The sequence below is a fragment of the Sphaerisporangium melleum genome (assembly GCF_014646695.1).
In the GTDB taxonomy this organism is placed as follows: domain Bacteria; phylum Actinomycetota; class Actinomycetes; order Streptosporangiales; family Streptosporangiaceae; genus Sphaerisporangium; species Sphaerisporangium melleum.
Map to the genome: position 1 here is coordinate 1 of NZ_BMNT01000018.1, position 10,112 is coordinate 10,112.

General features: G+C 70.7%; 7 protein-coding genes. 2 read left to right on the forward strand and 5 right to left on the reverse strand.

Going from position 1 to position 10,112, the window contains the following annotated elements:
* Positions 1-146: 146 nt before the first annotated feature.
* The 5 genes from IEY93_RS17070 to IEY93_RS17090 form a co-directional block, all read right to left on the reverse strand.
* Positions 147-887 carry a FadR/GntR family transcriptional regulator gene (locus IEY93_RS17070; RefSeq protein ID WP_203968626.1) on the reverse strand — a complete coding sequence of 247 codons (741 nt, stop codon included), beginning with the start codon at positions 885-887 and terminating at the stop codon, positions 147-149.
* Positions 888-1,321: 434 nt separating this feature from the next.
* A complete protein-coding gene (locus IEY93_RS17075) occupies positions 1,322-1,816 on the reverse strand; it encodes an anthrone oxygenase family protein (protein WP_189164067.1) in 495 nt (164 codons plus the stop codon).
* Positions 1,817-1,980: 164 nt separating this feature from the next.
* Entirely contained in the window at positions 1,981-2,322 is a 342-nt protein-coding gene (locus tag IEY93_RS17080; protein WP_189164068.1) for a hypothetical protein, read from the reverse strand.
* A 173-nt stretch (positions 2,323-2,495) separates the two neighbouring features.
* Positions 2,496-3,818, reverse strand: coding sequence for a lipase family protein (locus IEY93_RS17085; RefSeq protein WP_189164069.1), 1,323 nt, complete (start codon positions 3,816-3,818; stop codon positions 2,496-2,498).
* Positions 3,819-4,077: 259 nt separating this feature from the next.
* Positions 4,078-5,586, reverse strand: a complete 1,509-nt coding sequence (locus tag IEY93_RS17090; RefSeq protein WP_189164070.1) for a galactose-binding domain-containing protein — start codon at positions 5,584-5,586, stop codon at positions 4,078-4,080.
* Positions 5,587-6,132: 546 nt separating this feature from the next.
* Between IEY93_RS17090 and IEY93_RS17095 the strand changes: the two genes are divergently transcribed.
* Positions 6,133-8,964 carry a carbohydrate-binding protein gene (locus tag IEY93_RS17095; protein ID WP_189164071.1) on the forward strand — a complete coding sequence of 944 codons (2,832 nt, stop codon included), beginning with the start codon at positions 6,133-6,135 and terminating at the stop codon, positions 8,962-8,964.
* A 72-nt stretch (positions 8,965-9,036) separates the two neighbouring features.
* Positions 9,037-10,112, forward strand: a 1,076-nt coding sequence (locus IEY93_RS17100; RefSeq protein ID WP_229691219.1) for a ThuA domain-containing protein, incomplete at its 3' end; no start/stop codon positions are given.

A 10,112-nucleotide genomic window follows, 5' to 3' on the forward strand; every position in this document is an offset into this window, starting at 1 on the left:
GGAGTTCCAGTTGCATCCCGAGCAGTCCACCTCCGCGTTGATCGTCCACCACCCCGAAGCCAAGTACTTCAACGTCTAGACCGGGTACGACCCGCATTGCCCGCCACGACGTCGGCGAGGCCGCGACCCGCGCGCCGTGCCGGTCGTCACTCGGTGGGCGCGAAGAGCCGCTGCTGGATCTCTCTGCGGTAGTCGTCCAGGGTGTTGTCGATGTGCGCGGCCGCGGCCTGGGCCGCCGCCTCCGGGTCGCCGGCGCGGATGGCCTGGCGGATGGCCTCGTGCTCCTCGACGGCCTTGGCGGCATGCTCGCCCACCGAGCCGTGCAGCCCGATGAGGTTGGACTGGGCCTGCAGCCGCCGCGCCTCCCGGACCGCCGTCTGGAGGAACATGTTGTGCGAGGCGACGGCGATCGCGGTGTGGAAGGCGTCGTCCCCTTCGGTGAACAGCTCCTCACGCTCGGTGTCGAAGCCGCCACGGCACAGCGCGGCCGCCTCGTCGATGGCTCTCAGCTCCGCCGGGGTGGCGCGGCGGGCGGCGAGACGGCTGGTCTCCATCTCCTGCACCCGCCGGAACTCGAAGAGCATGTACACGTGGTCCAGGTCGGCGGGGAGGAAGAACGACGCCAGGCGCCCGGCGCCGAGCATGCCCTCGTCGTCGGCGACGTACAGACCGCGGCCCTTCTGTGCCCGCACCCGGCCGAGCGCGGAGAGGATCTTCACCGCCTCGCGCACGACCGTCCGGCTCGTGCCGAGCTGTGCGGCGAGCTCGACCTCGGTGGGCATGCGGTCACCGGGACGCAGGCCGAGCCGGGCGATCAACTCCAGCACCTGCTCGGCGGCCACCTCATACCCCGGCCGATAACCGCCCTCACGCGGGGAGTCGACCACGCTGCCCTCCATCCTCCCGTGCAAGCGTACGTCTTACACCCGCCGATTCCGCCCCGTCCACCGGGCGGAACATCACCGGGTGGAACCGGCGCCGGCCCGGGGCACGGCGTGCCGAGGCCGATGTGCTGTCGGCCTGCTCCATGCCGGGCGCCTTCCGTAACGTTCATGGTGGGTGCGGTGGGAGCAAATACGATGCATCCGACCGCGTCAAGTATGAGATGAATCGTAGTCATTCATCCTGTGCGCTCTCGCCCGCCGCTGACCGGCGCGCGGGCCATGCCATGCCACCGGCTGAACGCCGCTTTGAAAATTTCACGGTGCGGCCGTCCGGGCGAGGCCAGATGGACCAGGGTCTCGATCCGGCGGGCCGGACGGCCTGCCCCGGACATCGGTCCGACCCATGAACTTTCCGATGAGTGCGACTGTTGGGACGGTCAGCCGGAGACAAGGGCACCCAGCAGGCAGGCGAAGGCGGCGGTGGAGGTGAGCGTGCGGACCAGGTTCCAGCGCACCCACCGTCCCTCGAAGCGCCGCCGCGCGTCGGCCGGCACGGACGGGTCCGCGACCCGGTCCGGCGCGCCGGCCGCTTCGAGCTCGTTGTTCAGTGGCACGTTGACCGAGAAGGTGACCGCGAGCTGTGCCACGTACAGCACCAGCGCCGCGACGAGCCAGGCGACCGGCCGGGGGACGTCCGCCGCGATGTGCAGCGCCAGGGCGAGCGCCGTGAGCACTGCGGCGCCGAGGAAGCACGACAGGAACCACCCGTTGAGGATGGCCACGTTGATCCGCTGCATCGTCTCCACGAACGTGCGGTCACCGGCCCGCCGCAGGCCGGGCATGACCGAGCAGGTGTAGGCGTAGAACAGGCCGGCGACGAGCCCGGTGGTCAGCGTCGCGGCCACCAGGGCGGCCACTCGTAACATCTCCATGCGCGCATCCTTCGCGATCGGCCGGCCCGTGCGGCACCGGTCACGCCGAAGCCGGGCGTGACGGGCCGGTGCGAGGAGCATGATCGCACGTGGCGGCACCGCTCCGTCAGGGGGAGGAGGCGCCCGCCTGTGCTCCGTCGCCGGATGGAGAGGTGCGCGTCCTTCTAGACGGCCTGCACCAGAAGGCTGTAGGTGCCGGTGAGCGTGCGCTCGCGGGTGGTGCCCGCCTTCACGGTGGTGGCAGGGCGCAGCAGGCCCGCCCGGCACCCCTCCCCGGGGTACAGGGTGATGTCGGCGTCGGTGGAGTTGATCACCGAGACCCGGGAGAGCAGCGGGAACGAGGGGAGCAGGTGGCACCCCGGCGCCGGGTCGGCCAGCCGCGTGCGGGGGACCCGGTCGCCCTCGATCACCACGGTGCCCGTCGCGGCCGAGGCCGGCGGCGGAGCGGCGAAGGCCATCGGGGCGGCGGCGAGCAGGGCGCCGGCCGCGGTCATGACACGTCGCATGGCATTCTCCTCCGGTTGATCCACACGTTGATCGACACCGCCATCATCGTAACGGAGAGTGACGATATGCTCACCGGTGGCCGGTCGGCGTGGCGTGATGCGGGTCCGGGTGCGGAACGCCGATCGCCGGCCCACCAGTCGGCGGTGGGCCGGCGATCACGGGACGCGCGGAGTCAGTCCCCGTACTCGTCATGCACTCCGGGCGGGGTGAGCGCGGCGATGTAGTGCTGGGGCATGTGGTCGTCCACCGAGAACACGACCGGCAGCGAACGGGTCGCCGCGAACTTCCGGCCGACGAACGACATCGCCGACAGCGGGATGCCGAGCAGGCTGGGCAGTTGCTGCGTCGGCCGTCTCCTGGCCTCCCACGCGCCCTTCTTGGCCTGCGGCGAGTGCCGCTGCCGGGTGACGGCGTCGATGAGGCCGTTGCGCAGGTGCGGGATGCGGTAGTGGTACTCCCGGCCGAAGTGCCGGAACGGCCCGGCCGCGGCGGGCGGCAGGGACGGCACGATGTCGCTGTCGTAGACGTAACGGACCACGTTCTCGCGGAGGAACTCGTCGCGCTCGCACGCCGCCGCGAACGCCGGGTCGCCGATCATGGGCTGCCCGTAGGTGTAGACCGCCTTGAGGCGGTCGCCGATCGTCTCCCGGTACTTGCGCTCGTGCCGGATCATGACGCCCATGAGGGCGGCCATCGCCCCGCCCTGGCTGTGCCCGGTGATGTAGAGCGCCTCCAGGTCGCCCTCCGCCGGGCCGGGGCCGTACGTCTCGTGGTTCAGGCCGTCGCCGTCCGGGCGCGGCGACTGGATCGCGTGACGATCACAGGCGCGCCGCAGCATGTTCATGACCTCGTACCGGGTGGCCCGCACGTTGCGGTACACGCCCGCGTGGACGGTGGCCCGCGGATCGCCGATCTGGTAGCCGATGCGCTCGGGGTCGACGTCGATATCACTCAGCCAGTTGATGAAATTGAGCGGTTCGGTGCCCCGGTAGACCAGAATTCCGACCCGGCCGCTACGGCTCTGGATCAGATATGCGGTCGAGCAGACGAGCATGGCGTCGACCGAGGTCTGGATCATCTGGACGTGATTGTCCTCCAGCCCCATTCTGGCCATGATCATGGACAGCGTGCGGGCGTCGGAATAGGAGTACGCGGCGCATACGGCCAGCATGTGCGCGATTTCCGGATCCGGATGGGCGGTGGCGTCCAGCAGCCGCCTTTCCAGGTTCTTGTACACCGGGAATCCGGCGGTCTCCCGATGGCCGAAGGGGCGCATCTCCTCGTAGCTGGGCGCCTGGACCTCCTGGGAGCGCGGGCCGCCGGGCCGCAGGACGTCGCGGATGCGGTGCTCCCAGTCCAGTGCCGGATACCCGCCCGCGGCCGTCTCCGGCTTCCTGCCGCCGCTCACCACCTTCCCGGCGCTCGCCTGGCCCACGGTGCCCGTGACCGGTTTCTCGGACTGGCGACTGTTCCTGGTGGTATCCACGCTTGCCACGCCACACACCTTCCCGTCGGCGACGGTGCATCGGACTGTTTCCACGGTCTCCGTGCGGGGTGGACGCCAATCGTCGTGTGCGCTTTTCCGCGCGCCCCGGTAACCGCCTGTTCCTCACAATTTCCTGGGCACCTGGTGGCGAATCCCATGGCCGCGCAAACTCATTTCCAGCGACCCGCCGGTCGGAGGTGGCGGAATGCGGCGGCCGCCGCGTTCCCCGGTGTGCGAGGGAGCGGCGGCCGCGCCGGGGCGCCCGGGATCAGGCCGGGTGGACCCGGAACTGCGAGAGCTGGCCCGCAGGCCAGCCGGTGTTGCCGGTGAAGGTCAGCCGGACGAAACGCCGGGAGGTCGCCGGGAAGGTGATCGTCACGGTGTTGCCGGCGGCCGGGTCGAACAGGTAGCCCTTGGGCGCCACCACCGTGGAGTACGTCCCGCCGTCCTGGCTGCCGAGCACCGACAGGGTCTGGGTCCGCGCGCCCCAGGCGGGGGAGGGCGGCAGGCCGAGGACGATCCTGCCGACCCCGGTGACCGCGCCCAGGTCGACGGTGATCGACTGCGGGAAGGCGTGGTTGGCGCTCTCCCAGTAGCTGTAGGGATCGGCGTCGTTGGCGTTGCCCGCCACGTAGACCTGCGTGTGGCTGTCGGCGCTGATCGGGCGGCCGGCCGCGAGGTCGGTGCCGGGCGGCGGGGTGGTGGTGGTCCCGGTGAAGGTGTCCACCCAGTACTTGGTCCGGTCCAGGTACGCGGTCTCGGCCGCGGTGCCGGTCTTGCCGTAGGCGCCGTCGAAGGTCTGGTAGCCGTACCCGGCGGGCGGGGTGGCGGCGGCCGGTTCGATCACCGAGCCTTCGTGCCACTCGTTGAACGAGGTGACCGAGACCCAGCTCGGCTCGCCCTGGGTGAGGGCGTTGCGCCACTCGGTGTCGTAGGTGGCGCCGTCGCCGCGGCCCAGCGTGGGGGTGGTGTTGCCCGGCACGGCGCGGTCGTCGATGTACCCGGGGGCGACCGACGGCGCCCAGACCAGCCCGTTGGCCTTGCAGTAGTCGCTCGCGCCCTTCCAGCCGGGCGCGGTCGCGCCGGCGATGCCGTCGTAGGTGTACATGCCGCCGAAGTGCGCCACCTTGGTGGTGTCGGTGGTCTGGGCCAGGACGATGCCGGTCGCGGAGACCTGGTCCAGGGCGCTCCAGTCGGGGATGCTGAGGCTCTCGAAGACATAGAACGCCCCGCGCCCGCCGCGCGTCTGGTCGCGGTAGAACGCGGGGCTGCCGCCGTAGCGGGAGTTGATGTACCGGATGTCGGCCACCGTCGAGGCGGCGGTGCGCCCGGCGTACGGCTCCAGGTGCCAGGCGACCTTGATGCCGTACTGCGCGGCGGTGGCCAGCACGCCGGCCGCGAGCCGGTCCTCGTAGGAGTCCTGGCCCCACCAGCTGTAGACGATCACACCGGCGCCGGACCGCTGGATCCATCGCATGTGCTGGGCCACCGCGCCGGCCAGGTCGCCGGAGTCGTAGGGGCCGAGCGCGGGATAGAGGTCGGCGCCGATGCCGGCCGGCGGGGTGTGCCCGCCCTGCGGCCAGTGCCGGTAGCTCCCGTACACCGACGGGCTGCCGTACCAGGGGTAGTAGAAGAGATGCACGTCGGAGGCGGTGTGGCTCGCGGCGGCCGCGGTCGCGCGGGCGGCCGTGGCCGCCGCCGGTCCCGTGGGGGCCGAGATCGCGAGCGACGCCGCGAGCAGGACCGCCGCCAGGGTCGCTCTGCGCCGGCTGAACATGGGCGGTGACTCCTCGGGTCGAAGGGCGTTCCCGGGTACGGCCACTCCGGGGTGAGCGGTTGCTGAGAAATTTCGAATATCGATTACGTAATTGCAGCCTTCTCAGATCATCTTGCGATGTGTGCTCCATGAAAGAGCGCTCTCTGGTGCGGTGCAAGCGTCGAAGCGCTTCGCCTGTGTAACGCTTCTGTAACATGGCCAGCCGGATGACATCGCTGTCAGATGTCGCACACGTTGCGTAAGGCTTCAGGTTGAGCCTTTACGCGGTGAAGTGTCCGTGTTAGAACTCGGGACAGGGCCCGCCATCGCCAGGCACCGGTAGTGGACCCCTGAGGCGGTACCTCATCGCCTGCTCTGTAATTGCATCAGTCAATAAGCTTCTTGCAAACAGCCGTCACTCGATCCATGCGACAGGCCGGAGCGGCACCCTCCGGCCGGCCGCACACCATCTCGTAGCCCTCCTACGAGCTCCTGGCACGACCGGACGGCAAGCGCGGCGGCGCGCGCCTTTTGCCTGACTCACCCCCCAGGTCAGGAAGGACCTCCATGTCACCACGACCTCGGCCGTGGGCACGCCTGCTCACCGCGATCACGCTGGTCGTCGCCGGCGGCGCGGCCACGGTCACGGCCACCGCACCGGCCGCCTACGCCATCGACATCCCCGCCTCCGACTACCAGCAGGTCAGCCTGGCCACCGGCGCCGCCGAACTGGGCGAGCCCATGTCCCTCGCCGTGCTGCCCAACCGCTCGGTGGTGCACACCGCCCGCGATGGCACGGTGCGCGTCACCGACGCCGCCGGGAACACCAAGGTCGCCGGCAGACTCGACGTCTACACCCACGACGAGGAAGGCCTGCAGGGCGTCGCAGCCGACCCGAGCTTCGCGACGAACCGCTACATCTGGCTGTACTACTCGCCCAAGCTGACCACCCCCGGCGGTGACGCGCCCAAGACCGGTACCGCGGCGGACTTCGAGCAGTGGAAGGGACACCTGAACCTGTCCCGGTTCACCCTGAAGTCGGACGACACCCTGGACCTGACCAGCGAGAAGGTCGTGCTGCAGGTCGCCAACGACCGGGGCCAGTGCTGCCACGTCGGCGGGGACATCGACTTCGACGCGGCCGGGAACCTGTACCTGACCACCGGGGACGACACCAACCCGTTCGAATCGGACGCCTACACCCCGATCGACGAGCGCACCGACCGCAACCCGCAGTTCGACGCGCAGCGCTCCTCGGCCAACACCAACGACCTGCGCGGCAAGGTGCTGCGCATCAAGCCCCAGGCGGACGGAACGTACACCATCCCGTCGGGCAACCTGTTCCCGCCCGGCACCGCCAAGACGCGCCCCGAGATCTACGCGATGGGCTTCCGCAACCCGTTCCGGATGAACGTCGACAAGGCCACCGGCATCGTCTACCTCGGCGACTACGGCCCGGACGCCGGAGCGACCAACTCCAGCCGCGGCCCGCAGGGCCAGGTGGAGTTCAACCGGATCACCGCGGCCGGCAACTACGGGTGGCCGTACTGCACCGGCACCAACACCACCGCCGAGACCTACAACGAGTACACCTTCCCCAGCGGCCCCTCCCAGGCCAAGTACGACTGCGCGAACGGCCCGGTCAACAACTCCTTCCGCAACACCGGACTGGGCACCCTGCCCGCCGCCAAGCCGGCGTGGATCCGCTACGGCGGTGACGCCGGCTCGCCGCCGGAGTTCGGCGGCGGCTCGGAGTCGCCGATGGGCGGCCCGGTGTACCGCTACGACGCCAACTCCTCCTCGACGGTGAAGTTCCCGCAGGCGCTGAACGGGCGGTACTTCGCCGGGGAGTACGGCCGCCGGTGGATCAAGGCGATCGAGGTCAAGTCCGACGGCGGCTACGGGGACATCGCCGCCTTCCCCTGGACCGGTACCCAGGTGATGGACATGGCCTTCGGCCCCGACGGCGCCCTGTACGTCCTGGACTACGGCAGCGGCAGCGGCAACCAGGCGCTCTACCGCGTCGAGTACCTCGGCGGCACCAACCGCAACCCCATCGCCAAGGCCGCGGCCGACAAGACCTCCGGAGCCAACCCGCTGACGGTGAACTTCTCCTCCGCCGGCAGCTCCGACCCCGAGGGCGGCGCGCTGACGTACTCATGGAACTTCGGCGACGGCACCACCTCCACCGCCGCCAACCCGGCCAAGACCTACACCACCAACGGCACCTTCACCCCGACGCTGACCGTCCGCGACCCGCAGGGACTCACCGGCACGGCCAGCCTGGTCATCACCGTCGGCAACACCGCGCCATCGGTCGCGTTCACCCAGCCGGTCAACGGCCAGTTGTTCGCCTTCGGCGACACCGTGCCGTTCCAGACCACGATCACCGACCCCGAGGACGGCACGGTCGACTGCACCCGGGCCAGGGTCGCCTACCTGCTCGGCCACGACAGCCACACCCACGAGATCACCGTGCGGAACGGCTGCAGCGGCACCGTCGCCGTGCCGGTCGACGGCGAGCACGACGCCGCGGCCAACATCTACGGCGTCTTCGAGGTGTCCTACACCGACAACGGCGGCCTGGTCTCCCGGGCCACCCGCACGCTGCAGCCCAAGCACCGCCAGGCCGAGCACTACGGCGCCATGTCCGGCATCCAGCTCGCCGACCACGGCGGCGCGGAGGGCGCCAAGACCGTCGGCTTCACCGACAACGGCGACTGGATCTCCTTCCAGCCCTACGTGCTGAGCAACGCCACCAGCATGACCGCCCGGGTCTCCTCCGGCGGCGCCGGCGGCACCCTGGAGGTGCGGGCCGGCTCGGCGACCGGCACCCTGCTCGGCTCGGCGACCGTCGCCAACACCGGCGGCTGGGACACCTTCACCGACGTCAGCACCCCGATCGCGAACGCCCCGGCGGGCACGACGACGCTGTACCTGGTCTTCAAGGGCCCGACCGGCCAGGGCAACCTGTTCGACCTGGACGCCTTCACCTTCGCCACCTCGACCGCCTCGTCCACCACGGTCGAGGGCGAGGCGTACACCTCCAGCGCAGGTGTGCAGCCGGCCGACCACGCAGGGGCGAGCGGCGGCAAGACGGTCGGCTACATCGAGAACGGCGACTGGGCCGGGTACGCCTCGGTGTCCACCCAGGGGGCGAAGGGATTCTCGGCCCGGGTGTCCTCCGCCGGCGCCGGCGGCACCATCCAGATCCGCTCCGGCTCGGCCACCGGCACCCTGCTCGGCTCGGTGAGCGTCCCGGTCACCGGGAGCTGGGACACCTTCACCACGGTGTCCACCACGCTGACCGGCTCGGCCTCCGGCCCGGTCTTCCTGGTCTTCACCGGCGGGTCCGGCTCGCTGTTCGACATCGACACCTTCACCATCACCCGGAGCTAGCCGGACCGGCGCGGTGCGGGCCCTCTCGGCCAGGCCCGCACCGCGCCGGGTCCCCGACCTGAGGAACAGAACATGCCCAAGCTCATGCGCCGCGCGCTGGCGCTGGTCGCCGCGGCGGCGATCGCCGCGCAGTTCGCGCCCACGGCCGCGCACGCGGCCGCCTACCAGGTGCTGGTGTTCTCCAAGACCGCCGGCTTCCGGCACGACTCCATCCCGGCCGGCGTCCAGGCCATCCGCGACCTCGGCGTCACCGGGGACTTCGGCGTCACCGCCACCGAGGACGCCACCGCCTTCACCGCAGCCAACCTCGCCCAGTACAAGGCGGTGATCTTCCTCAGCACCACCGGCGACGTGCTCAACGACTCCCAGCAGTCGGCCTTCCAGTCCTACGTCGACGGCGGAGGCGGCTACGTCGGCGTGCACGCCGCCGCCGACACCGAGTACGGCTGGCCGTACTACGGCGGCCTGGCCGGGGCCTGGTTCGACAGCCACCCCGCGATCCAGCAGGCCACCGTCAAGAACGAGGACCGCGCGCACCCGGCGACCGCGCACCTCGCGGCGACCTGGACCCGCACCGACGAGTGGTACAACTACCGGACCAATCCGCGCGCCACCGTCCACGTGCTGCAGAGCCTGGACGAGACGAGCTATGGCGGCGGCACCATGGGCGACCACCCCATCACCTGGTGCCACCCGCAGGCCTCCGGCCGCGCCTTCTACACCGGCCTCGGCCACACCACCGAGTCCTACGCCGACCCGAACTTCCGCAGCCTGCTGCTCGGCGGCATCCGGTACGCGGCCGGCGCCGTGCAGGCCGACTGCTCCCCGCCGTCCGGCGGCGGCCCCACCACGGTGGAGGGCGAGGCGTACACCTCGAGTGCCGGCGTGCAGATCGCGAGCCATGGCATGGCCAGCGGCGGGCGGACGCTGGGCTACATCGACAACGGTGACTGGGCCGGATACGCGTCGGTGTCCACGCAGGGGGCGACCGGGTTCTCGGCGCGGGTGTCGTCGGGAGGTGCGGGCGGGACGATCCAGGTTCGCTCGGGTTCGGCGACCGGGACGCTGCTGGGTTCGGTGAGCGTGCCGAACACCGGGAGCTGGGACACCTTCACCACGGTGTCCACCACGCTGACCGGCTCGGCCTC

Coding starts and splice junctions, on each gene's coding strand:
- IEY93_RS17075 (WP_189164067.1), bottom strand. CDS start 1,816: ATGGAGATGTTACGAGTGGCCGCCCTGGTGGCCGCGACGCTGACCACC.
- IEY93_RS17090 (WP_189164070.1), bottom strand. CDS start 5,586: ATGTTCAGCCGGCGCAGAGCGACCCTGGCGGCGGTCCTGCTCGCGGCG.
- IEY93_RS17095 (WP_189164071.1), top strand. CDS start 6,133: ATGTCACCACGACCTCGGCCGTGGGCACGCCTGCTCACCGCGATCACG.
- IEY93_RS17080 (WP_189164068.1), bottom strand. CDS start 2,322: ATGCGACGTGTCATGACCGCGGCCGGCGCCCTGCTCGCCGCCGCCCCG.